We start from the raw sequence: 24,741 nt of genomic DNA, 5'->3' as shown, positions 1-24,741 counted from the left end.
AGTATACAACAGCTCGCTGTTGCGCAAATGCCCCGGCTTAGCCCTGAGTCGGTATCTTTATAACAAGTAAGGCAACAAATAGTATCAATTAGAATGACAACACCAGCAGAATACGAGCAGCAAACGCGACAAGAGACCACTAAAAGTGGCACACTGCGCATACCCGGGATAAAGAACCAAGCACGAGCCTGAAAAGACTCTGTAGAGCCTACATAAAGTATCTGGCGCCCAGACGCCTGGCCTGTTATCAAGAAACCACTTACATGATCAAGAAGAAGAACATCGAATTTGTCCGCGTCACTCATTTGCGCGGCCCCAACATCTGGACCTATCGTCCCGTGATTGAGGCCTGGGTCGACATCGGCGAACTGGAAGACTATCCATCCAATACCCTGCCCGGCCTGTACGAGCGTCTGGTGGCGTGGCTGCCGGGCATGATCGAACACCGCTGCGGCGTGGGCGAACGGGGCGGCTTTTTCGAGCGCCTGCGTGAAGGCACGTGGTCGGCCCACATCCTCGAACACGTGGTGCTGGAATTGCAAAACCTGGCAGGCATGCGCACGGGCTTCGGCCAGACGCGCTCGACCAGCCAGCGCGGCGTCTACAAGATGGCTTTCCGCACCCGCGAAGAACAGGTGGGCCGCGCCGCCCTGGCCACCGCGCGCGAACTGCTGATGGCTGCCATCAATGATGAAGCCTACGATCTCGAAGCGGCGCTGGCCCCCCTGCGCGACATGGTCGACTCGCGCTGCCTCGGTCCGAGCACGGCCAGCATCGTCGATGCCGCCACCGAGCGCAGCATCCCTTCGCTGCGCCTGAACGACGGCAACCTGGTGCAACTGGGCCACGGCGCCGCGCAGCGCCGCATCTGGACGGCCGAAACGGACCGCACCAGCGCGATTGCCGAAGGCATCGCCAGCGACAAGGACCTGACCAAATTCCTGCTCAAATCGTGCGGCGTGCGCGTGCCCGAAGGCAGCCTGGTGCGCAGCGCCGAAGCGGCCTGGGAAGAAGCACAGGACATCGGCGTGCCCGTCGTCGTCAAACCGTATGACGGCAATCACGGCCGCGGCGTGTCGCTCAATCTGATGACCGAAAGCGACGTCAAGGCGGCCTACGAACTGGCAGCGCGCAAGGGCGACAGCTCGGCCGTGCTGGTAGAAAGCTTCATCACCGGCGACGAACACCGTCTGCTGGTGGTCGGCAACAAGCTGATCGCCGCCGCCAAGGGCGAATCCCTGTGGGTTGACGGCGACGGCGTGTCGAGCGTGCTGGAACTGGTGAACACGCAGATCAATATCGACCCGCGCCGCGGCGAAGGCGAGGATTTCCCGCTGGGCACCGTCAAGCCGCATGAATCGGGCGAAATCGTGCTGGAACTGCAGCGCCAGGGCATGACCGCCCTGTCCGTGCCGCAAGCGGGCCAGAAAGTGCTGATCCAGCCGAACGGCAACGTGGCCATCGACGTCACGGACGACGTGCACCCGTCCGTCGTGCATGCAGCCCTGCTGGCGGCCAGAGTCGTCGGCCTCGATATTGCCGGCATCGACCTGGTCACGACAGACATCACGCGTCCGCTGGAAGAGCAGCGCGGCGCCATCATCGAAGTCAATGCCAGCCCCGGCCTGCTGGCGCACATCAAGCCCGGCGTAGGCCAGAGCCGCCCTGTCGGCGCGGCCATCGTCGAGCACCTGTTCGCGCCAGCAGAAACGGGCCGCATTCCGCTGATCGGCGTGACGGGCACGCGCGGCGCCAGCCTGATCGTACGCATGCTGTGCAAACTGCTCAACCTGTCTGGTCTGCACACGGGCGCCGTCTGCAGCGAAGGCATGTACCTGGACCAGCGCCGCGTCGTCAGCAGCGATTGCGTGAACTGGGACGCGGGCCAGCGCCTGCTGCTCAACCGCACCGTGCAGACGGCTCTGTTCGAGAGCAATCCACGCATGATCCTGGCCGAAGGACTGGCCTATGACAAGTGCCAGATCGGCGTCGTCACCGACATGGGCAGCCTTGAAAGCGTCAAGGATTTCGACGTGCTGGACGATGCCGGCCTGTACAAGGCAGTGCGCAGCCAGGTCGACGTGGTGATGCCAACGGGCGTGGCCGTGTTGAACGCCGCCAACGCGCAAGTGCTGGAACTGGCCGAGCTGTGCGACGGCAGCGTGACCCTGTATGCGCAGGACGGCAGCCTGGCCGCCATCGCAGCGCAACTGGCTGCCGGCCAGCGCGCCGTGTTCGTGCGCGACAAGCACATTGTACTGGCCGAAGGCGGCAGCGAAACGGTCTTGCTGTGCCTGGACCTGCTGAAACCGGCCACGGTCGGCAATGTCGACAGCGTGCTGGCCGTTGCGGCCGCCGCGTGGGCCCTGAACCTGCCCGTCGACCTTATCTGCGCCGGTTTGCGCACGTTTGACGCTGCCCCCGGCTGCATCGGCAACTAATACTCAAGCTAAAACCTAAGCTAAGACCGAAGCCCGGTCATGACGGCCGGGCCCACAAGAACACAACAGGATTACGGTTTAATTATGGAAGTATCTCGCGTACGGGCCTTGCGGGGCCCTAACCTCTGGAGCCACGACACCGCCGTGGAAGCCATTGTTTCCTGCACCGCGCAGGAACTCGACATCGCCCAGCTGCCCGGCTTCGAAGCCCGCCTGCGGTCGCTCTTTCCGCAACTGAGCCCGCTGCAACCGCTGGGCAATTACAACGCCGCGCCGATGGCGCAGGTGCTGGAACTGGCGGCGCTGGGCCTGCAGGCGCAAGCCGGCTGCCCCGTCACGTTCAGCCGCACCACGCCGACACTGGAAACGGGCATCTTCCAGGTCGTCGTCGAATATTCGGAAGAAGCGGTCGGCCGCCTGGCCCTGGAACTTGCGCAAAAAATGTGTCAGGCTGCACTCGACGACGCGCCGTTCGACCTGGCCGGCGCCCTGCATCAGTTGCAGGAACTCGATGAAGACGTGCGCCTGGGCCCTTCGACGGGCGCCATCGTCAACGCCGCCGTGGCACGCAATATCCCGTTTCGCCGCCTGACCGAAGGCAGCCTGGTGACGTTCGGCTGGGGCAGCAAGCAGCGCAAGATCCAGGCCGCCGAAATGGATGGCACCAGCGCGATTGCCGAAGCCATCGCGCAAGACAAGGAACTGACCAAGAAGCTGCTGGACTCGGCCGGCGTGCCGGTGCCGCAAGGTCGCGTCGTCATCGATGCGGATGACGCCTGGGCCGCCGCCTGCGAGATCGGCTTGCCCGTCGTCGTCAAGCCCAAGGATGGCAATCAGGGCAAGGGCGTCACCGTCAATGTCACCACGCGCGAACAGCTGACGGCCGGCTTCATTGCAGCGCAGGAGTTCCGCGACGACATCCTCGTCGAGCGCTATCTGCCGGGCCACGATTTCCGTTTGCTCGTCATCGGCAACAAGATGGTGGCAGCTGCCCGCCGCGACCCGCCGCAAGTGGTGGGCGACGGCCAGCACACGGTGCGCCAACTGGTCGAGCAGGTCAACCTGGACCCGCGCCGCGGCAGCGGCCACGCCACCTCGCTGACGAAAATCCGCTTTGACGATATCGCCCTGGCCAGCCTGGCCAAGCAAGGCTATGTGGCCGAATCGGTACCACCCGTGGGCCAGCGCGTGATTTTGCGCAATAACGCCAACCTGTCGACGGGCGGCTCGGCCACCGACGTCACCGTCGACGTGCACCCGGAAGTGGCGGCGCGCGCCGTCGCCGCCGCGCACATGGTGGGCCTCGATATCTGCGGCGTGGACGTGGTTTCCGAAAGCATTTTAAAACCACTGGAAGAGCAGAACGCCGGCATCGTCGAAGTGAACGCCGCGCCGGGCCTGCGCATGCACCTGGCGCCGTCGTTCGGCAAGCCGCGCCCTGTGGGCGAAGCCATCATCGCCGCCATGTTCGCCGAGGGCGACGATGGCCGCATCCCCGTTGTCGCCGTCACCGGCACCAACGGCAAGACCACCACTGTGCGCCTGATCGCCCACCTGCTCACCACGTCCGGCCTGCGCACGGGCATGACCAACACCGATGGCGTGTACATCGAAGGCCGCCAGATCGACAGTGGCGACTGCAGCGGCCCGCGCAGCGCGCGCAACGTGCTGCTGCACCCTGACGTCGACGCGGCCGTGTTCGAGACGGCGCGCGGCGGCATGCTGCGCGAAGGCCTGGCTTTTGACCGCTGCCAGGTTGCCGTGGTGACGAATATCGGCGCAGGCGACCACCTGGGCCTGAACTACATCACCACCGTGGAAGACCTGGCCGTGCTGAAACGCGTGATCGTGCAGAACGTGGCCGACAGCGGCGTCGCCGTGCTGAACGCCACCGACCCCGCCGTCGCGCGCATGGCCAAGAATTGCAACGGCACGGTGACCTTCTTCGCCGCCGACAAGACGCATCCCGTGATGGCCACGCACCGCGCGCAGGGCAACCGCGTGGTGTACGTGGAAGACGGCAAGCTGGTCGCGGCGCAAGGCCAGGAACGCCACGAGATCGCCCTGTCGCAGGTGCCGATCACGCGCAATGGCGCCATTGGCTTCCAGGTCGACAACGTCATGGCTTCGCTCGCCGCCGCCTGGGCCGTGGGCCTGGACTGGAAAACCATCGCGCTGGGCCTGAAAACCTTTGCCAATGAAGCCGACAATGCACCGGGCCGCTTCAACGTGTTTGACTATCGTGGCGCCACCTTGATCGCCGACTACGGCCACAATCCGGACGCCATCCTGGCGCTGGTGCAGGCCGTGGAGAGCATGCCGGCCAAGCGCCGTTTGGTGGTGATCAGCGGTGCCGGCGACCGCCGCGACGAAGATATCCGCCAGCAAACGGAAATCCTCGGCGCCGCCTTCGATGACGTGCTGCTGTACCAGGACCAGTGCCAGCGCGGCCGCGCCGACGGCGAAGTCGTGGCGCTGCTGCGCCAGGGCTTGAACGGCGCCAAGCGCACCAGCCATATCGATGAAATCAACGGCGAATTCGTCGCCATCGACAAGGCCCTGGCACGCTTGAACGAAGGCGATCTGTGCCTGATCCTGATCGACCAGGTGGAAGAAGCGCTGGCGCACATCGCCAAGCGCGTCGCCGAAGCCTAAGCACTGCATCAGTGAGCACGAGGGCGGCCTGCGGGCCGCCCTTTTTTTGCCTGATGGAATCTATCCGTCAGTGCAGTGATGTGGCGCAAGGTGCCGCCGCCGGGACACTTTTATGCTGGCAACTTGACTAGCGAACGCGGCGGGGACAGCATGCGCGATGCACGACAGCTTGATGCACAATTATTCCAGCCCGATATCCCGGTGCGGCTCGACATGCGCACGACGGCGCTGCTCGAGCATGCACTGGCCTTGCAGAAAATGGCCGGCACGGCCGCCGCCGCCCTGTTCCTGCACTGCCACGACGTGCCGCTGCCCATCGCCTTGCGCGTGCTGACCACGGCAGCGCGCCGCCAGCCGGCAGGGCCGCATCAGTTTGCCCGCCTGCGTCCGCGCACGACGACGCTGGCGCAGGGCTTGCCGCTACCGGCGTGCTGACCAATCCTGTTCCGTCGCCGCAAGCTATTAATCTGAGGCACGGCCATGCAGGCAGCGACACCCCACGCCCGCTACGCCGCACCGATGAACCTGACCAAGGTGCATCTGGCGCAGCAACTGCGCTTTGCCCGCTGGCAGGAACTCACCACCATTTTTGTCGAACGCCTGCGCGCAGAATAGGCCCACTCTGCGGCCCTCTCCCCAGCCGATAAGAAAGCGATGCCATGAGCCATGTCTTCCACCGCAGCCTGACGGCCAATTACCCCATCGCCACGGGCGGCGATGGCCCTTACCTGATCGATGCAGATGGCAAGCGCTACCTCGATGCCTGCGGCGGCGCGGCAGTCTCTTGCCTTGGCCATGCAAATGCGGCCGTCATCGCCGCCGTGCAGCAGCAGCTTGCCAGCATGGCGTATGCGCACAGCGCATTCTTTACCAGCGAACCGATGGAGCAGCTGGCCGACTTCCTCGTCGCGCGGGCACCAGCCCGCATCGACAGCGCGTATTTCGTCTCGGGCGGCTCGGAAGCGGTGGAAAGCGCGCTCAAGCTGGCGCGCCAGTATTTCGTCGAACGGGGTCAGCCGCAGCGCCGCCACATCATCGCGCGTCGCCAGAGCTACCACGGCAACACCCTGGGCGCGCTGGCTGCGGGCGGCAATGCCTGGCGCCGCCAGCAGTTCGAGCCGCTGCTAGTCGACGTGACGCATGTGTCGCCCTGCTACGCTTGGCGCGAGCAGCTGGCGCATGAAACGGATGCTGACTACGTGGCGCGCCTGGGCCAGGAACTGGAAGACAATATCGCCGCACTGGGCGCAGAGAACGTCATGGCCTTCATCGCCGAACCCGTCGTCGGCGCCACGGCCGGCGCCCTGCCCGCCGTCACCGGCTATTTTGCGCGCATGCGCGACATCTGCCAGCGCCACGGCATCCTCTTGATCCTCGACGAAGTCATGTGCGGCATGGGCCGCACGGGCAGCTTGTTCGCCTGCGAGCAAGAAGGCATCACGGCCGACCTGATCTGCATCGCCAAGGGCCTCGGTGCCGGCTACCAACCCATCGGCGCCGTGATGGTATCCAAAGACATCCGCGACACCATCCGCGCCGGAACGGGCTTTTTCCAGCATGGCCACACCTATATCGGCCACGCCACCGCCTGCGCCGCCGCCCTGGCCGTACAGCGGCAAATCGAGGAACGCGATTTGCTGGCCAATGTGCGCGCCATGGGTGGCTTGCTGCAAGAGCGCTTGCGCCAGCGCTTCGATGGCCATGCGCACGTGGGCGACATCCGCGGCCGCGGCCTGTTCCTGGGGCTGGAACTGGTGCAAGAGCGTGCCAGCAAGCAGCCGTTCGACCCGGCCCGCCGTCTGCACGCGCATATCAAGGCGCAAGCCATGCAGGGCGGACTGATGTGCTACCCCATGGGCGGCACCATCGACGGCCTGCATGGAGACCACATCCTGCTGGCGCCGCCCTACATCATCAACGCCAGCCACGTCGATGAAATCGTCGACAAGCTTGGCGCGGCTATCGACGCTTGCGTGGGCTAGCCTCGCCCGCTGTTGCCCACGGTGGAAATCAGGCTGGCACCGCAGCTGGTCTTGTGCACGTCAAACGCCACGGGCACGCCATCGATCAGCACCTGCGGATCGCCCTCGGCGATCACACAGCGCACATGACCTTTTATCGGACACGCGCAAGGGTCGCCCTTGCGCGCCACAGCCACGCCCAGCACCGTACTGTTCGGCGCCGCCCCCACCACCTTGCCGCCATGGCTGGTGGGGTCATTCAAACGGATTACACCACGCATGCTCTTCTCCTTGGATAATGACAGCGCTTCATTGCGAGAATCCTTGGTAATACTCGCGCGCATCGTGGCGCAAGCCCCACCACGGCAAGTAAGCGTGGTTGCCGCTGCGCGCGCGGAACCACGGTTTACCGGACTGTATCGGCCGCACCACCGCCGGCGGCGCCACCACCAGCGCCACGGGGGCAGACAGGTCGCTGGTGCCAGCCACCAGCACGGCCTTGCCGAAATGGTGCGCGTAAGCGATGCCCAGCGCCACATTCGTCAGCGCCGTGCCTGCGCCAGTCTCGCCCAGCACGGCGGTCAAATTGAAGCTTTGCTTGAGAAAGTCGAATTCCGGCAATTGCAGGGTGAGTGTCTGCGCCAGCGCACCGAGGCGTGCGGACGAATCGTGGTGCGTATTGCCGGCGTCGTGGATGAGATAGCCGATCCCGGTCTCGTCTTGATTGGCCTTAGCCGCCGCGTCTTCGATGGCCGCCGTCCACGCCTGCACCAAGCGCGGAGGTTCGCCCTTCTTCGACTCGAAATCCGCCGCCTGTTTCGTGCTCGGATAGCCTAGCCACGCCAGCGGCGCTCGCTGCGTCTTGTAGTCAGGGCCGGCCAGTACCAGCAGTACCAAGTTCTCGTTGATCTGCCGGTCCAGCGGCCGGCTGGGCGCATCCCAGTTCATGGCCCAGACGGTTTCTTTGGGGTGGGTTTGCAGGTAGTCGAGCGCGGCAGAAAGTGAAGTAAAACCGGCGTTGGGGCCGCCCATGGTGACGCGGACGTCTGGTGGGGTGGCGCGGGTCCAGAGAGTGGGGAAGTTGGGATTGCCAATATCAAAGATATCACCAATGTACTCGCGCACAAAATCCGTCGCATCGGCAAGATCCAGCTTTCCTTCAGGAATCGCATACTCAACATGGATGCCGGCCAACTCACGCCAACGCGACCTGTCCTTGGATGAATGGACGTTATAGAAATACTCGGGATCTGAAAAATACGGGCTACGGAATAAATTCATAACTTCACGAATGTACTTCCGATGATAGCCACGAAACGTTTCCTCACCTTCATTTCCAGCGACGACAGGTGAAACAGCCTGTAAACTAGAATACTTGATAGGGTTTTCCTTGACCATGTCATCGGCAGGATTTGGTTGCACCAGTCCCATAGTCCACAGCAATTGCCATTCCGTGGGGTAATCCCGCCGTTGCAAAGGGTTCAGCCATTGCACGGCTACCACTTGTGCCATGTACGGTCGCTTGACGGTATCAGGTGAGGCGGCAACGGCATTTTCCGGCGTAACAGGCGATGCACGAAGACGCGCGCAGGCCGTCAGAAAAATTAGCGCCAAAAACACAAGTAATGCATACAAAAAAATGGATTTCGACATGCGAGATTCTCCATGGTGGAAACAACTTGTGAGTAACATTCTTAATAAAGGGAATCAATCGACATGGAGTTACCCATGCGCCATTTCACCGGACGTCGGCCTCGGATCTGGTGGCGAATTTTCACGCCTATCGATGATTAAAGTCGGCATACCAGCCTCACATCCGGACTGCATTACCCAAGCAGAAATAGTTTTCCGATGGAGCTCTCCTTTATTAAAATATTCCAGGAATTCGATGGCAGAATTATCGTCATCCACCCACTTCAACAACCGCCAATCCGCCGCCACCCTCAACTTGCGCAGCTGCTCCGGCTTGATGCGACACACGCCTATCGCCACGTCATATGCGAGTGCCCGCTCCGCGTGCATGGGGTTGCTCAAGATGCTGGAATGGTCGGTGGCGTAGGCGCCGGCCTGGCTGGACATCGATTCCGCTATCCGCGTGCTGCGCCATTGCTGGTAGGCGGCGTCAGGGGTGGCGTTGGGCATTTCCTGCTGCACTTTTTGGCCTGCGGGACTTTTTCCTTGCCGTAAGGCTTGCGCGCGTATCACCGCGCGCTGCTCGAATCGCAGGCGCGCCTCGTCGTCGGCCGTGCCCCGGGCAATGTCCATGCGTTTGGCTTCGTCTTTTGCCGCCTGCCCCTGCAAGCCACCGGGAGGAATTTCATGATTGGCGAAGTAATCGTCGCCGGGCGCGCGCTGCTTGCCCGCCTGGCGCGATTCGCCGGGTGGATCGTAGCCTTCGTCGAATTGCTCGCTGGTCTGACCAAAGCGCAAGGACTGCGGCTTGAAGGGCGGCAGCAAGTCGGGTGCGCTCAGTTCGATTTTCCAATCTTTGTGGGGCGAGACATTGCAGGGGCTGCGGGCCAGGCCTGTTGCCACGATAAACAAGGGCGCAAACCCGACCGTCAGGATGGTGGAAAAGAAGCCTTGGCTGGCCTCGACGCCCTGCTTGATGGAATACGACGCATATTTCTGTGCCGGAAACCAGAAGTCCTTGCCGTCCGGCGCAGGCTTGCGCCAGTGATCGCTCCAGTAGTGATAGCTGCCCTGCTTGCCCACCTCAAAACCCTGGGCAAACACGCGCTGCACGCACACGCCTGCGGCCTCGGTGGCCGCCAGTTCGCCGCCGTCCTTGCTGTCCGCTTGCAACGAGCCCGATAGGCCGCGCCAGCCAATGCCCTCGATGGCGACGGATGACACCACCACGTCGTGCGGATTGCAATAGATGGTCACCCTGCCATACGATGATTTCTTGCCGCCGCGTGCGGCACCGGCAATCCCATATTGCTCGCGGTCCGCAGCGGCCGAAAAACCGTGCTCTAGATTAGCCATGCAACGGTCGATTTCCTCGTCTGTCTGCGCCTCGCCTAGGCTGGCGCGGTGGCCGATGATGGCAAAGAAGTTTTTCAAGGTGGCGATGCGCGCCTGCACCGTCACCCTGCCCGTGCTGCCGTCCGCCGCGCGCAGATTGCTGGCTACCCAGTTCTCGGCCCTATTGCGTTTCGCCAGGCTGTACGGCGAATTGCAAATCACATAGTTATCGGCCACGCAGGGAAAGCTGCCCTTTACCTTGGGCAGCTTTGCGCCCAGAAAGGCGGCCGCCATCGCCACCATCGTGCCCTGGCTGTGGCAAACGATGGTGACGGGCACATCGGCCTGCTGTTGGCGAATGGACTCGACTAGCCGGGCCAGACGATAGGCGGCCAGCACGAAATACGGGCGCGGCGGGCAGCTGTACACTTGCCGTTCCGAAAAGGGATTCATGTGCTGTATCTTGTTCCACAAGAATAGATCCTCGCTCAGCCCTTCCTTCCACAGGTCCGCCAGCGCGCTGCAGCCATTGGCAAACGGGCCGCCACCCCAGTAATCTTCTTCATTCAGGTAGATGCCCTTGCCATACTTTTGCAGTTCCTCGCCGGTAGCCTTGTAGCCCCAGCGAAAGCGGATCACGGGAGAAAAAGTACCAGCATCGCGGATCAAGGTATCGGCCGACATTTCCGGATGGAGAAAGCCTTCGGCCGTGATCTCGGCGCCATAGCTGACCGCCGTCAGTTCGCCGCCTTCCACGCCACGGTGCTGCAGGTGATAGCAGGAACGCTTGAGGCGCTGGTTCAGTCCCTGACACAAGCCCTCTTCAGCTGCCGCGTACCACTCGCCATCGGAATTGACGCCGTGCACGAAGATAATGATGCCGGGCAGTGGCAACTGCTGCAGCGTGTCCCTGTCGCTGCTCTGGAAATTGGCGCTGCAGGAGAATTGACCGAGGATGTCGATTGTGGGGTCGTCGCACAGCGGCGGGTGGGGATCGAACTGCATGGTGTGTTCTCCGAGGTCGGGTTTCAGGAACGGCGGCGGAAGAAGAAGCCCTTCAGCCGCTGCAAATGATCGGTGACCACCTTCGGCCCGCGCCCGTCCGCGCCGCTGGCGCCCGTCAAGGGACTATCGCCTTCGCGCTCGATGTGCACTTCCACGCCTTCGACCGGCATGCCGTCGGTGGGACGCAGCAAGCGTGGCACGCGACCCAGTTCGCCTTCGCCGAAGGTGGGCAGTTCCGCCTTCATGCTGGCCGGGCCGTTCCAGTGATGGCCGTTGGTCTTCACCGTCAGGGCGCCCGGGCCGCCCAGTTCCACAGCACCGCCCGACAGTTTCAGGTAGGCGCCGCCCGCCGTCATGAAAGTGATTTCGTCCTGCGCCACGCCGACCAGGCGCGTGCCGGCCGTCAGGCGGATGTCCTTGGCGGCGTCCGCCTGCAGAAGATCGTGCTGGCTTTGCAGCAAAAACTTGCCGAAATGGGCCACCTGCACGATGCCGTCCTGGTGCGCGAACAGGGAAATGCCCTTGCCCGCGTTGACGTTGCAGCGCTGGGCCGCGCTAAGTTGCAGATGCTGCTGGGCCACCAGGTCGATGTTCGCGCCCGCATTGACGGCGATGGTCTTGGGCGTGCTCAGCGCCACGCCCTCGGGCGCCGTGATGCTAATGGCGGGCTGGTCGGCGGCAATGGCCGCTCCCAGCGCCTGGCTACCGGCCATGTCCAACGCTAGCGCTTGGTGCTGGGCGGCAAACTCCCCCAGAGAGCTAAACAATTCCAGACACTCTTTCATCACGGCGGCATGCTCGCTGCCGTCGAGCTGCTTGCCGCTGGCGCCCAGCTGTTTCCAGGCCGAAATCAACAGCGAACGGGCCGTGCGCACGCTGCCGCTGGCGTCGCTGCGCAATTCAAAGCCGTCGCCGCGCTGCCGCCCTGCACCGTCGCTGCGCGGCTCGGTCAGATAGCCGAGGTTCAATTGCGTGGCCGCCTGGTCGCTGGCCAGCTGGGCGCTGATTTGCGCTGGTGTATCGTCAAAGCACAGCTGGTTGCCGCGCCCGCCGTGCACTTCGCGGCTGCGCATACCGGACAGATAGCGGTTGCCAGGCAAGCTGCCACGCGCGCTCAAGCTCGGCGGCGCGCCCACGGCGTTGTACAGCTGGCCGACGATGATGGGCCGGTCCGGGTCGCCGCCGAGAAAATCGATCAGCACTTCCGCGCCGATACGTGGCAAGCTCAAGGTGCCGCATTGTTTGCCGCTACCCGGGCCATTGCCGGTCCAGCTCGATGCCACGCGCACCCAGGCCGAATCGCGCTCCGTATCGGAGGCACCGGAACCGTTGGCATGCGCGTGGTCCGGCGCGCGCGTGGCGCCAAAACGCACCCTGACACGTCCCTGCGCATCGCAATGCACTTCCTCGCCAGCAGGCCCGACGACCAGCGCGCTTTGCAGTCGGACGACGGGGAAATCGCTGCGCGGATCAAAGGCAGGCACGATGGCGATGCCGCGCCGCACGCAAGTAAAATGGTTGCGGTAGCGCAAGGCCGGCTGGCCATCGGCGCCAGGACCGTGCGCCGGGCCGGCATCGTACTGCCAGCCGCTCTGCGCAAACAGGCGCCCGACTCGCGCATCTAGCGCTGTCGGCAAGTTATTGCTGGCCCATACGCTCAAGGCTGTGATGACGAAACTGCGCTCGGCCAACGGGTGAGTGTCGATGTCGGCATGGCCTTCCAGGCTGAACCACTGGCCCGCGCAAAAGTCGCGCACGCAGCCTTCGCCCTGGAAGCACTTGCTGTCCATATCGTGGCGCGCCATCGCCAGCTGGCCCAGTTGCCGCAATGCGTCGTGGCTAGCAGCGGCTAGCGGCGGCTCCACGATATAGTCGTCGAGACTGGCCGCCAGGCGATTGCCATTAGCGCCCTGATCCACGTCGCCGTGCGACTGCGTGGCCATGAACTGCGGGCTGTGCGGATGACCATCGTCCCAGCTGTAACGTTCGGACTTTCCCGCTTGCAAGCGGCGCACGGCGCTCCAGGCCGTCACGCTATCGCTTTCCTCGGTGGCGTCATCGCGGTGATAGCGCACCGTGCCAGCTGCGTTTTGCGGCAGACGGCTGGCGTCGTCGAACAGCAGCAGGGTATGTACAAGCACGTGCGCGGCGTTCGCACTGGACGGCGCTGCCGCCTGGAAGCACCAGGCGATGCCGCAGCGCCTGAGCAGGCGGCGGATGAAGGCAGCATCGGATTCATTGTGCTGCATCGTGAATTCGCGCGCGGGCAAGCTGCGCGCCGCCAGCGCCGCATCGATGGCGAAATCCAGGCTGGCGGCCAGTACGCTATTACCCTGCCGCCACTCATCAAACAGGAGCTGCACAATCTGCAATTCATTTTTATTGCGAAACACGCGCGTGTTGATGCGTTTTTCCATCAACGCCAGACCGTCACGCAGCACCAGCTGATAGGTCGCCAAGCCGCCGTCGCTTTGCCCGGCGCTCGCTTCGGCGACGATGCCGCAGACCCTGCGCAGCTGCCCATCGTCGGTGACGATCTGCAATTCGGCCGGCACGGCGATGAACTGTTTCAGCGGCAGCTGCACCTCGGTAGCCACGCACAGGATGCGGTACTCAATCGCGCCGCAGATGGCCTCGCTACCGCTGATACGTTGTGGCAGCAAGATATCGTCATTGATGCCTTCCGGGTAAGCAAGGCGTAGCCGCAGAGCGCGGTTGCTGGCAGTCAAGGCCTTGTTCACGACCAGCCATTGCGTGTAGTCTTCCATGATTTTTTTCCTTCCAGCATTCAGCGGGGTCCATCAATAAGGCGGTCTCAGGCGGAGCCATCGAATCGAATGTCGTAATGCATGTCGTCACGCTCGCGGGCGGGCAGCTGGTCGGCCAGGAAGGCATCCTCCGCCAGGCAGGCGCCCATGCCCAGAACACAGGTGCGCACGTCTTCCCGGCGCAGCACCAGGCGTATTTCAAAACTCATGCCGGGCAAGCCAAACAGCGCCAGCATCTGGCGCAGGGCCAGCGCGCCTGGCCGGCCGGGCAAAAAATCCTCGTAGACACGGCGCTCCAGCGGCCCCAGCACCAGACGCACGCGCAAGTCTGCGCGCCGGCAGCGCTCGCCCAGCATGGCGCCGTGCCCCAGCCGGGCATGGGCGGTGGCCAGCAAGGTCCGCTCTTGCGGCGCGCGCCGGAACCAGGCCCCCACAAAACGCTGTATGTGCACGGGCACGCCGAAATACTCGGACAGCACCGCCTGCATCACGTCGGCCGCCACGGGCCGATGCCGCAACAGGGCCGCATAATGGGCCAGCACATGCGCAGGCAGCCCATCGTCCTGCCTGGCCACCTCGGTAGGCCAGGCACCCGCCAGTGCCAGTTGCAAGGGCAGGAAATCGCCGCCGTCGGCATCTTGCTGGCATTCGATACGGTAGCGGGCCCAGGCCTGATAAAACTGCACCAGCGCGCGGTGCGACAAGGTATCGAGCCAGGCACGGGGACCACCATCGCCCGTCTGCCGCTCGTGGCGGGCGAGCATTACCGTGTAATGCAGCGGCAAACTGCCATGCACGCCTAAAAAACCCAGCATCGCTGCTCGCACATGCACCTGCATATCGCCGTCCGCCTTCGGCTCCAGCCACAGCTGTTCGATTTCTCCCGGCGCAAACGACAGCGATGCGCTGCCATGCAGGCGCAGGTAATCCTCAAACACCTGCTCTTGCGAAATACCCTGCTGCATCAGCCAGCCCGACAACAGGCGCACCGCTTGAAAGAAGCCGGTGCCGGACGGATCGGCCAGCAGGCGCGCGACTACACCAGCGTCTGGTTTCCATTGCGTGGCAGGCAGCACAACAACTCCTTTCCAGTCTTCTGCGATAAGACGATCAGGCGGGTAAACGAGGCCAGGTGCACATACAGCCCGAGAAAGCGTTCGATGACCTGGGCAAAGGCATGCAAGCCGCTGCCGACAAAGGCTTCTTCATCGACGGACAGCAGGACGTCGATGCCGAAGACCAGGCTGCCGCCCGCCTCATCGTGCAGCCAGGTACTGGCGGCGCGCTGGCGCAGTCCCGTCACGCCCGCGATCTGGCGCGCGGCGCTGGCCGAACCGGGCAAGTTGTACAACTCGAGTATTTGCTTAAAGAGCGGCAAGCCCTGTTCATTGAGCGACTGATGGTTCAGGGACAATTGCGCGATCAGCCGCCAGTGTGACGCCGCACCCACAGGGAAGCGGCACGGCGCGCCGGGTTTGCGCAGCAGGCGCACCGGCAAGGCGCTGGCCACGCCATCATGGTGCAAATCGCCCGCGGCATTGCCGAACGCCAGGCGGCTTGGCAAATCGCGATTGCTGCAGGTGAGCATGATGGACACCGTTTGCGTGGCGTCGTGCAGCGGCTGCATGGCGCCGTCGACAAAGGCGATACGCATGTCGTAGCCGGGATTACTCAGCGCCATGTCTTCGTCGCGCCGCGTCACCCAGTAACGCCCCTGGCGTCCGCCCGCTTCGCCATGGCGCATCGAATAGAACGGGTGAAACGCATCGAGTGCGCCGCCGTTCTGCGTTTCACTAAGGATGTGCACGCTATCGACATTGTAAATATCGTAGCAATGCGCCTGCCGCACCGATGGCAGCAGCACATGCTCGGCGCTCGCGTGCGTCAGCCGAATGGGATTGGCCGGCTGGCGAAACAGGTTGACGACGGGCGTGCATCCCGTCAGCAGATGCCTGGCGGACAGGGGCCGCAAAATGCGCGCGATATCCGCATCGGCCTGCACGTCGGCCAGCAACAGGTGCACGGTGCAGCGCCGGCAGGCTGGCGGCAACAGCGGATGCAGCGCGGCCAGGTCGAGGTCGACAAAATTGAATTTATCCGGAAAGGCAAACCATTCGCCCAGCAGTCGGTAAGCGCGATGCGAGGCGGCCATGGCCGGCATCAAGGCATCCTCGGCAGCAAAGCCGACCGGATGCAAGGGCACTGCGGCCAGCGCCTGCCATACGCCATCGACTTCCACATAGGCACAACGCGCACGCAGGAACAGGCTGTCGCGCAAGGTGGCGCAAAAGGCGGGCTCGCCGTCGAGGAACAGGCGCAGCGCCGGCAGCGCGAGCCCGGATAGCGTGGACGTGGCGCCCGTCGCTTCAAGCGTGATGCTGATCGCCGCCCCCAAGTCAGGCGCCAGGCGCACTACCGGCGGCGTCGCCACGATAGACTGAAAGCGCACATCAGCCAGGCGCAGCGGCGCCACGGCGACATCGTAGGTGGTGGTGAACTTGCAGTTGATACCCTGGTGCTCGGCCGCATGCATGAGCGTGCCGCGTGGAATGGTGGCCAGCTCACTCACCGTGCCCGCGTCGTTGTCGATGCGGGCAATGGCGCAGGCAGGAAACGGGCGCAAACAATGGGGGAAATTGACTTCTAACAAGGTTTCGCTGAAAGTGCCGAAGCCATCGGCCAGCCGCTTCGCCGTGCGCGCATTGAACATGGCAAACGCCTGTAGCATGCGCGCCAGATGCGGGTCGCCCATATCGCCGCCCAGGATGCCCAAGGCGCCAGCGATGGCTGGGTAGCGCCGGGCAAACGCCTGATTGTGCGCATGCAAGGTGCCTAGTTCGCGCTCGTAATACTGTAGCAACTCATCCATGCCCGCTCCCATTGCCTGGTCGACACATGCCGGTACAGCCCCGTCTGCATTATTGGGGAAGCGGGAACGAGGAATATGAGTTTGAACAAGATTGCCTGCATGCGTCAGCAAGGAATACCATTTCGCTTCCGATTAAGCAACTTTTGTTCTATCTTTGCCAATATTAATTGACTTATGCGAAACAATAGTTTTAAATCAGAAGGTTACTCAAAATCAATCATCTTGGGCACTCAAACATCGCATTGACCCTTTCGATGATGGATGCCCACGGTGATGCACTCCGAAGCCAAGGAATATGGAACTGCTAGACTCCCTGCGTCAAACCCCGTCGCAAGACGACACGATCGGCGGGCACTACGAAGTGCGTCGCTTGCTGGGCGAAGGCGGTTTCGGCCATGTATTCGAAGCCTGGGATGCCAAGCTGTGCCGTAGCGTGGCGCTCAAGCGCTTGAAACCGCAAGCCGACGTGCTGCATCCGGAAAAACTCATCAATGAAGCGCGCCTGGCCGCCTCGCTCAAGCATGCCGCCTTCGTACGCATTTTCGCCATCGAGGGCCAAGGCACGAGCCAGTCCATCGTCATGGAACTGGTCGAAGGCCAGACCCTGGGCCAGTTCATGCACAGCGGCAAGGCTGACCTGCAAGCCGCGCTCGACATCGCCTACCAGATCGCTGACGCCATGGACGAGGCGCACGCCATGGACCTCGTCCATGGCGACTTGAAACCGTCGAACCTGATGCTGGAGGCGAACGGCAAGGTGCGCATCCTCGACTTCGGCCTGGCGCGCCACATCGACCCGCAAGCGACGCAAACGACCACCCTGTGCGACTTGCAGGGCACCATCGCCTACATGGCGCCCGAGCGTCTGATGGGCCGCCTGCCCGACACGCGCGGCGACGTGTATGCCTTGGGCGCCATGCTGTACGAAATGCTGGCCGGCCAGCGCCACTTCGCCCACCTGAACGGCCTGGCCCTGGCCTCAGCCCACATTCAGGCGACGGAACCGTGGCCCGACCTGCCGGAATCGGTGCCGCCCACCATCAACGCCCTCGTACGCGCGATGACGGCGCACGACCCGGCCGAACGGCCACGCACCATGCGCGACGTGCGCGAGGCGATAGGTGGCCAGCGCGGCGACCCACTGACCGTGGCTGCGCCCCTTGCTGACGAGACGCCCGCGAAGGAAGAACCACCCGCCAGCGTCTCCATCCGCCTGCCTCTGCCCCGCAAGCGCACCCTGCAGTGGGGCGCAGGCGTGGCGCTGCTGGCGGTGCTGGCAGGATGGCAGCTGCCCAATATCCTTCCTGCCGTCAAATCGTTCGTCACGGGCGAAAAGGCGCCCGCGCCGTATTCGGAAATGGCCAGCATGGCGGCAGGGATGGAGGCGTTGCGTTCGTTTGACCAAGAAAGCGCACAGAAACAGGCAGTTGAATATTTCAGTACCGTACTTAAACACAATCCTGAACACGCTGCGGCAAATGCCTGCCTGTCGCTGGTTTTCACATTGCGCTATTTAGGCAGCAACCGGGATGAAACCTGGCTGCAACGCGCGGATGTCGCTGCGAAACAAGCATTGGCAGCAGACGATCAGTTGGCTCTTGCCCATGTGGCGCAAGCCTGGGCTATTGAACATCATGGCGACCGTCGGCAAGCAATGCAGGAAATTACTACGGCACTGAATCTGGAACCAAACAATCCGCTGGGCATGTACGGCAAAGCACGCCTGCTCATCCACGCACAAAAATTTGATCAAGCCAGGGACGTGCTTGACAAGGCCATCGCCTTGTATCCCCGTGATCGCCCATTCATTTCGATGTTGGGCAGGATGCACTACAACCAGGGCAATTACACGGAAGCTGAAAAGCTCTTTCGGAAAGCCATACAAATGAACCCACAGGTGGCCAATGCGTATGCCCAGCTCAGCGCGACGCTTGAACGCTTGAATCGAAGCGATGAAGCCCTGCAAGTATTGCAGCGAGGATTGCAGGTTCATCCCGACTGGGAACTGTATACCAACCTGGGCAACGCCCTGTTTAACAGGGGCGACTATCTGGGAGCAGTCCAGGCCTTTAAAAATGCCGTCTCGGAAAACAAAGGCAATCCTGGCAATTACCTGCTATGGGCAAACCTGGCGGACGCTCAACGCTGGGTCCCCGGCCAGATGGAATTATCGCGCGACTCCTACCGTCGTGCCATTACACTGATCAAAGTCATGCTGCAACACTCTCCGGACGACCCAAAGGTCAACTCCCGGCTGGCATTGTATGCGGCTTATGCAGGCTTACCAGACGATGCGCTAAGGCACGTAGCGCAAGCTGTTCGGCTAGCGCCCACATTGCCCGATATCCATTTCAGGGCAGCGCTGACCTATGAGCTGATAGGCAAGCGCAACGAAGCGATGGCGGCATTAAAACAGGCGATGGAGCGTGGCTACCCCATCAACCTGATCGAATCGGCACCTGATCTATTGACACTACGGCGAGATGCTCGCTACCAACAATTTCTCATCAACCTAGAAAGAGACAATAAAAAATGACGCCTGCAAGCCCTTGGATGAAGTTATCCGTGCATTTTGATGCAGACCAAATCACCAACCAGCTCGACTATGCGTTTACCTCCTGCGACGGCAGTGCTGACCCGCGCCACGGCCCCTACATGGGCGGTGTGCATTTTCAGCAAGGCCAGCACGTCTACCTGGAAGTCAATTGCTGTGGCACCAAGGCGAGTGGTTTTACTGGGTTCCAAATCGTCGATTGTTGCCTCATCAGCGTACCCCAGCTGACCCAAATCGGCCCCGATGTACCCACCCGCTATTCGCTGCCGTCGCCCTTTCTGCAAGCCGCCGGCGCCACCTATCAGGTGCCCCTGGATTTCGAGTCCCATTTACTGCCGCCAGACCCTGCCCTGCCCGATCTGCGCCGCATCCGCCAGGAATGGAAACACAACCTTGACGTGGGTCAGAGCAAGGGCCGCTGGGAACTCTCGTTCGTACTGACCGTGCGCATCATTCGAGGCGAGCAAGACTTGCCGGAATTGCGCGTCTTCAGTTTTGATCCGGAAGCATCTGTGGGGGGTAACGTCGAGACGTAGTCCGTACGCTCACTGACAGGCAATTGCTTGCAGTCGCATAAGATTCCAAGCCGCCCCGACCTCTGTCGGCGCGGCTTTTTCACATCCGCACGCAATACGCCGCCTCGCCTGCCGAAAGCGGTAAAATGACGGCCTTGGACTCAAGCATCGCCTAGCAGCGCGGCCTTGAGCGCACATAGCACCCCCCATAGCCCGGCAGGCAAGCGTTTTCCTGCCGCCGGACCAACGACAAAGAACACATGACCACCGTCCCAAAAGAAATCAACGCCGCCGCGGCAAAGAAAAATTCGGCTGAAAAGCTCACACCCATGATGCAACAATATCTGGGCATTAAGGAAAACCATCCGACGATGCTGGTGTTCTACCGCATGGGCGATTTCTACGAGCTGTTTTTCGAGGATGCGGAAAAAGCCTCACGCCTGCTGGGCATTACCCTGACGGCGCGCGGCGTGGCCAGTGGCAACCCGATCAAGATGTGCGGCGTGCCGTTTCATTCGCTCGATGGTTACCTGGCCAAGCTGGTCAAGCTGGGCGAGTCGGTGGCCATTTGCGAACAGATCGGCGACCCGGCCACCAGCAAGGGGCCTGTCGAGCGCAAGGTCATGCGCGTGGTCACGCCGGGCACCCTGACGGATGCCGACTTGCTGCCCGAGAAGGCCGAGCGCCCGCTGCTGGCCATGTGCAGCATCACGCAGCGCAAGACGGTCACCACGGGCCTGGCCTGGCTGTCGCTGGCCAGCGGTGCACTAAAACTGATGGAGTTTTCCGGCGACAGCAGCACCGTGGCCGCGCGCCTGCAGCAGGAACTGGAACGCATCGTGCCTGCCGAAATCTTGAGCGGCGACAATGGCAACCTGTTTGACGACTACGCGGGCACGCACATCAACCGCGTGCCGGACTGGCATTTTGACGTGGTGGGCGGCCACAAGGCCCTGCTCGACCAGCTGGGCGTGGCGACACTCACCGGCTTTGGCGCCGATGGCCTCGGCGCCGCGTTTGGCGCGGCCGGCGCGCTACTGCGCTATGCGCAGTCGACGCAGGGACGGGGCTTGCAGCACGTGCGCTCCCTGACGACGGAAACGGAAAGCGAATTCATCGGCCTGGACGCGGCCACGCGGCGCAACCTGGAATTGACGGAAACCATCCGCGGCCAGGAATCGCCAACCTTGTTCTCTTTGCTGGATCATTGCCGCACGGCCATGGGTTCGCGCATGCTGCGCCACTGGCTGCACCATGCGCGGCGCGACCAGAACGTGGCGCGCGCGCGCCATGAAGCCATTGCCGCGCTGGCGCAAAGCGAAGCGGCGGGGCCATTGGCCGCCACCTTGGCGCAAGTGCCCGATATCGAACGCATCACCACGCGCATCGCCTTGCTGTCGGCACGTCCGCGCGACCTGGCCGCCCTGCGTGACGGCCTGCTGCAACTGCCGGCCCTGCGCGGCGACGTAGTCCGTTGTTATGGACCTGGCCAAGGCGGCGAAACCGGTTTGCTGGCCGCCATCCACGCGGCTCTGGCAACACCGACCGCCTGCCTGGACTTGCTGGTGCGCGCGGTGGCGCAGGAGCCAGCCGCCATGGTGCGCGACGGCGGCGTGTTTGCCACCGGCTTCGACGCCGAACTGGACGAGTTGCGCGCGCTGTCGGAAAACGCGGGCCAGTTCCTGCTCGACCTGGAAACGCGCGAACGCGCACGCACGGGCATCGCCAACCTGCGCGTCGAATACAACAAGGTACACGGCTTCTATATTGAAGTCACGCACGGCCAGACGGACAAGGTGCCGGACGACTACCGCCGCCGCCAGACCCTGAAAAACGCCGAGCGCTACATCACGCCGGAACTGAAAGTGTTCGAAGACAAGGCCCTGTCGGCGCAAGACAAGGCCCTGGTGCGCGAAAAAATGCTGTACGACCTGTTGCTGGCCGAGCTGGCGCCGCACATCGGCAGCTTGCAGACCATTTCGCAGGGCCTGGCCCAGCTCGACACCCTGAATGCGCTGACGGAACATGCGCAGCAGCACAACTGGGCCGCGCCGCAACTGGTCGACGAGCCGTGCATCAACATTGTCGAAGGCCGCCACCCGGTGGTGGAAAAGCAGATCGAGCGCTTCATCGCCAACGATTGCCGCCTCGTCAACGAGCGCCGGCTGCTGCTGATTACCGGCCCGAACATGGGCGGTAAGTCGACCTTCATGCGCCAGGTGGCATTGATTACCCTGCTGGCTTACGTGGGCAGCTACGTGCCGGCCGCATCCGCCACCATCGGTCCCATCGACCGCATCTTCACGCGTATCGGCGCCACCGACGACCTGGCGGGCGGACGCTCGACCTTCATGGTGGAAATGACGGAATCGGCCGCCATTTTGAACGGTGCCACCGAGCACTCGCTGGTGCTGATGGATGAAGTGGGCCGTGGCACCTCGACCTTCGACGGCCTGGCCCTGGCCTGGGCGATCGCGCGCCATCTGATCGACAGCAGCCGCAGCTTTACCTTGTTTGCCACGCATTATTTTGAGCTGACGCAATTGCCGGACAGTCACCCGAGCGCGGCCAACGTACATTTGTCCGCCGTCGAGCACAAGGACAGCATCGTCTTCCTGCACGCCGTGCAAGCCGGCCCCGCCTCGCAAAGCTATGGCTTGCAGGTGGCGCAGCTGGCTGGCGTGCCGCAGCCGGTGATCAAGGCCGCGCGCAAGCACTTGGCGCGCCTGGAAGCGCAGGCGCTGGACGCCACGCCGCAGCGCGACCTGTTCTCGCTGCCCTCCGCCGATCCATATGCGCAAGAGGAAGAAGAGGAAGCGGCACCGCTGGCCGTGCTCAATACAGCGCAGCAAGCCTTGCTCGACGCGATCGCCGACCTCGATCCCGATGCGCTCACGCCGCGCGACGCGCTGGAACAGCTGTATCAGTTGAAACGGCTGGCTGCCGCATGACCATGCGGCGCAGCATGGCCAGCCTACGCCTGCTCGCTGCCGGCCTGCTGGTCGCCAGCCTGCCCTGGCAAGCGGCGCTGGCCGCCCCGGGCGGGCAGGCCGGCTTCGAGTTCGCCGTGCTGGGCCACTCATTCAACGCGGGGCCGGACGATGGCCCCCTGAAAAAAGCCATCGCCGACACCAGCGCCTTCAATGCCTCCTTCGTGGTGGCCACCGGCATCAAGGCTGCCAGCGAATCGTGCAGCGACAAGCTGTATGGCCAGCGCAAGGATGTGCTGGACGCCAGCGGCCCGCCGCTGATCGTCTCGCTGTCGGCCAGCGACTGGGCCAACTGCCGCAATTCGCGCGGCAGGGTCAACGCCATCGAACGCCTGAACCGCTTGCGCGACGTTTATTTCGCCGACGACCAAAGCCTGGGCCAGCACAAGCTGACCCTGTCGCGGCTGTCCTCGACGGCGAAGTTTCGCAGCTATGCGGAAAACGCCCACTGGGAATACGGCGGCGTGCTGTTTGCCACCGTCAACCTGCCCGCGAATAACAACCATTTCTTGCCAGAAGCGGGACGCAACAGCGAATTCGAAGACCGGCTGGTCGCCAACCGCTCCTGGCTGCAGCGCCTGTTCGCCATGGCGCAGCGCAAGAAACTCGACGGCATCGTGCTGTTTTCCGATGGCGACGTGGGCGTGCTGGACGAAGACGACAATTCGCTGCTGCCCAGCTTCAGCGCGAAGCAGGATGGCTTTGCCGGACCGCGCAAGCAAGTCCGCACCCTGGCGAAGAAATTTGGCGGCAAGGTTTTGCTGGTCGATACGCAGCGCGCAGGCGAGGCGAACGGCAAGGACGGCAAGGAGGGCAAGATTGGAAAGGCTACCGCCAGGGCCGGCGGGCCGACTATCAACTGGAAAGGCAACCTGGGCCACGTCAGTATCGACAACGACTGGTCCGCCATCGCCGTACGGCCCGGCAAGACGCCATTCTTTGAGGTACGTCAACGGGCCACGCGGCCATCAAGGCAAGCGCGCGTCAAGGCGTCTACTGTACGCAGGTAAACATAAAGGCTGGCGCAAGGCCATAGTGCCGTTCAGTTAAGGATTTTGGCGTGATTGATGAGCGCCAGTAAATTCGCTAACCCCAGAGGCAAAGAGCTGGGGTCGGTCACTCCGTGATCGGAATGTGCTCCATTGAAGCACATTCCCCCTCAGGGTCCGACCCCTGTCCTGGTTCTTGGGCTAAAAATAGCATCACTAACACACTAACTGAACGGCATTAGGCGCAAGGCCAGCCTTTATTTATCGAACAACAGGCGTCACGACCAACAAACGTCACGACGCCTGACAAAACCGTAGCGAGCAGCTGCGCGGCGTGGCCGAGAAGCGCAACCGTACTCTAGTACGGTGAGCATCGCCGGCCGCGTCCCGCTGCGCGCAGTAGGTTTAGTCAGGCGTCTTCAGATTAGTGGATGGGGTGAGTGCGGAAGTGATCGCCTTCGTCGCCTTCGCCTTCATCATCTTCATCGCCATGGTCATGGCCGTGTGCGCCATGCACGTGGCCATGGGCGATTTCTTCGTCGGTGGCTGCGCGCACGTCAGCGACGGTCAGCGAGAAGCGCAGCGCGATACCGGCCAGTGGATGGTTACCGTCCAGCACAACCTTGTCGTCGGCGATATCGGTCACCGTGAAGATCATCGCCTCTTCGTCCGGCGAATCGCTTTCCGGCATGCCTTCGAACTGCATGCCCACTTCCAGCGGCTCAGGCAGGCGATTGCGCGGCTCGACCTTCACCAGGGCTGGATCGTATTCACCGAAAGCATCATCCGGTTCGATCTGGATCGTGTTGGCGTAGCCAACTTCCTTGCCATCGAGTTCTTCTTCGATCTTCGGCAGGGTGTTTTCATAATCACCATGCAGGTAGACCATAGGCTGACGGCCATCTTCGATCAGATTGTCTTGCGCGTCTGACAGTTTGTAGTTGACAGTCACGACCGTATTTTTGGCAATCTTCATTATGCTTCCTTTCATTGTATAAGCTGACAAATTATACCTTCACGCCGCCCA

General features: G+C 62.7%; 16 protein-coding genes. 9 read left to right on the top strand and 7 right to left on the bottom strand.

The features are described 5' to 3' along the window. Positions 1-263: 263 nt before the first annotated feature. The 5 genes from ACQ4V8_RS01500 (at position 264) to ACQ4V8_RS01480 (ending at position 7,078) form a co-directional block, all read left to right on the top strand. Positions 264-2,441, top strand: a complete 2,178-nt coding sequence (locus ACQ4V8_RS01500) for a cyanophycin synthetase (RefSeq protein WP_436570783.1) — start codon at positions 264-266, stop codon at positions 2,439-2,441. A gap of 84 nt (positions 2,442-2,525) precedes the next feature. Beyond that, complete coding sequence (gene cphA, locus ACQ4V8_RS01495; protein ID WP_070346452.1) at positions 2,526-5,096, top strand: cyanophycin synthetase; 2,571 nt, start codon at positions 2,526-2,528, stop codon at positions 5,094-5,096. Positions 5,097-5,246: 150 nt separating this feature from the next. Then, a complete protein-coding gene (locus ACQ4V8_RS01490) occupies positions 5,247-5,531 on the top strand; it encodes a hypothetical protein (RefSeq protein WP_157998759.1) in 285 nt (94 codons plus the stop codon). Positions 5,532-5,576: 45 nt separating this feature from the next. After that, positions 5,577-5,711 carry a hypothetical protein gene (locus ACQ4V8_RS01485; protein ID WP_261980908.1) on the top strand — a complete coding sequence of 45 codons (135 nt, stop codon included), beginning with the start codon at positions 5,577-5,579 and terminating at the stop codon, positions 5,709-5,711. A gap of 44 nt (positions 5,712-5,755) precedes the next feature. After that, positions 5,756-7,078, top strand: a complete 1,323-nt coding sequence (locus ACQ4V8_RS01480; RefSeq protein ID WP_436570782.1) for an aspartate aminotransferase family protein — start codon at positions 5,756-5,758, stop codon at positions 7,076-7,078. Here the strand turns inward: ACQ4V8_RS01480 and ACQ4V8_RS01475 are convergent. The 6 genes from ACQ4V8_RS01475 to tssF form a co-directional block, all read right to left on the bottom strand. Continuing rightward, complete coding sequence (locus ACQ4V8_RS01475) at positions 7,075-7,338, bottom strand: PAAR domain-containing protein (protein ID WP_436570781.1); 264 nt, start codon at positions 7,336-7,338, stop codon at positions 7,075-7,077. The genes ACQ4V8_RS01480 and ACQ4V8_RS01475 overlap by 4 nt on opposite strands. 28 nt (positions 7,339-7,366) lie before the next feature. Beyond that, positions 7,367-8,710, bottom strand: coding sequence for a hypothetical protein (locus ACQ4V8_RS01470; RefSeq protein WP_436570780.1), 1,344 nt, complete (start codon positions 8,708-8,710; stop codon positions 7,367-7,369). A 69-nt stretch (positions 8,711-8,779) separates the two neighbouring features. Then, positions 8,780-11,029 (bottom strand): T6SS effector phospholipase Tle3 domain-containing protein, encoded by a 2,250-nt coding sequence (locus tag ACQ4V8_RS01465; protein ID WP_436570779.1) that lies wholly within the window; start codon positions 11,027-11,029, stop codon positions 8,780-8,782. A 23-nt stretch (positions 11,030-11,052) separates the two neighbouring features. Next, the gene (locus tag ACQ4V8_RS01460; protein ID WP_436570778.1) at positions 11,053-13,797 is read right to left on the bottom strand and encodes a type VI secretion system Vgr family protein; all 2,745 of its coding nucleotides are present in this window, start codon (positions 13,795-13,797) and stop codon (positions 11,053-11,055) included. A 47-nt stretch (positions 13,798-13,844) separates the two neighbouring features. Continuing rightward, on the bottom strand, positions 13,845-14,873 hold the full coding sequence (gene tssG, locus ACQ4V8_RS01455; RefSeq protein WP_436570777.1) for a type VI secretion system baseplate subunit TssG: 1,029 nt from the start codon (positions 14,871-14,873) through the stop codon (positions 13,845-13,847). Beyond that, positions 14,834-16,666 carry a type VI secretion system baseplate subunit TssF gene (tssF, locus tag ACQ4V8_RS01450; RefSeq protein WP_436570776.1) on the bottom strand — a complete coding sequence of 611 codons (1,833 nt, stop codon included), beginning with the start codon at positions 16,664-16,666 and terminating at the stop codon, positions 14,834-14,836. Before tssF ends, tssG begins: the two co-directional genes overlap by 40 nt. A gap of 295 nt (positions 16,667-16,961) precedes the next feature. Between tssF and ACQ4V8_RS01445 the strand changes: the two genes are divergently transcribed. From ACQ4V8_RS01445 to ACQ4V8_RS01430, 4 genes are all read left to right on the top strand, one after another. Next, positions 16,962-19,202 (top strand): serine/threonine-protein kinase, encoded by a 2,241-nt coding sequence (locus ACQ4V8_RS01445; protein WP_010400493.1) that lies wholly within the window; start codon positions 16,962-16,964, stop codon positions 19,200-19,202. Positions 19,203-19,231: 29 nt separating this feature from the next. Next, positions 19,232-19,756 (top strand): hypothetical protein, encoded by a 525-nt coding sequence (locus ACQ4V8_RS01440; protein WP_142303446.1) that lies wholly within the window; start codon positions 19,232-19,234, stop codon positions 19,754-19,756. 239 nt (positions 19,757-19,995) lie between these two features. Then, positions 19,996-22,686, top strand: coding sequence for a DNA mismatch repair protein MutS (gene mutS / locus ACQ4V8_RS01435; RefSeq protein ID WP_436570775.1), 2,691 nt, complete (start codon positions 19,996-19,998; stop codon positions 22,684-22,686). After that, positions 22,683-23,735, top strand: coding sequence for a hypothetical protein (locus ACQ4V8_RS01430; protein ID WP_010400502.1), 1,053 nt, complete (start codon positions 22,683-22,685; stop codon positions 23,733-23,735). Before mutS ends, ACQ4V8_RS01430 begins: the two co-directional genes overlap by 4 nt. A gap of 403 nt (positions 23,736-24,138) precedes the next feature. Here ACQ4V8_RS01430 and ACQ4V8_RS01425 read toward each other — a convergent pair whose 3' ends face one another. Then, a complete protein-coding gene (locus ACQ4V8_RS01425; protein WP_196854806.1) occupies positions 24,139-24,690 on the bottom strand; it encodes an FKBP-type peptidyl-prolyl cis-trans isomerase in 552 nt (183 codons plus the stop codon). Positions 24,691-24,741 lie beyond the last annotated feature (51 nt).

The organism is Janthinobacterium paucivorans (assembly GCF_051380805.1).
GTDB lineage: Bacteria > Pseudomonadota > Gammaproteobacteria > Burkholderiales > Burkholderiaceae_D > Janthinobacterium > Janthinobacterium lividum_D.
This window is presented reverse-complemented; position numbering and strand designations above follow the sequence as displayed.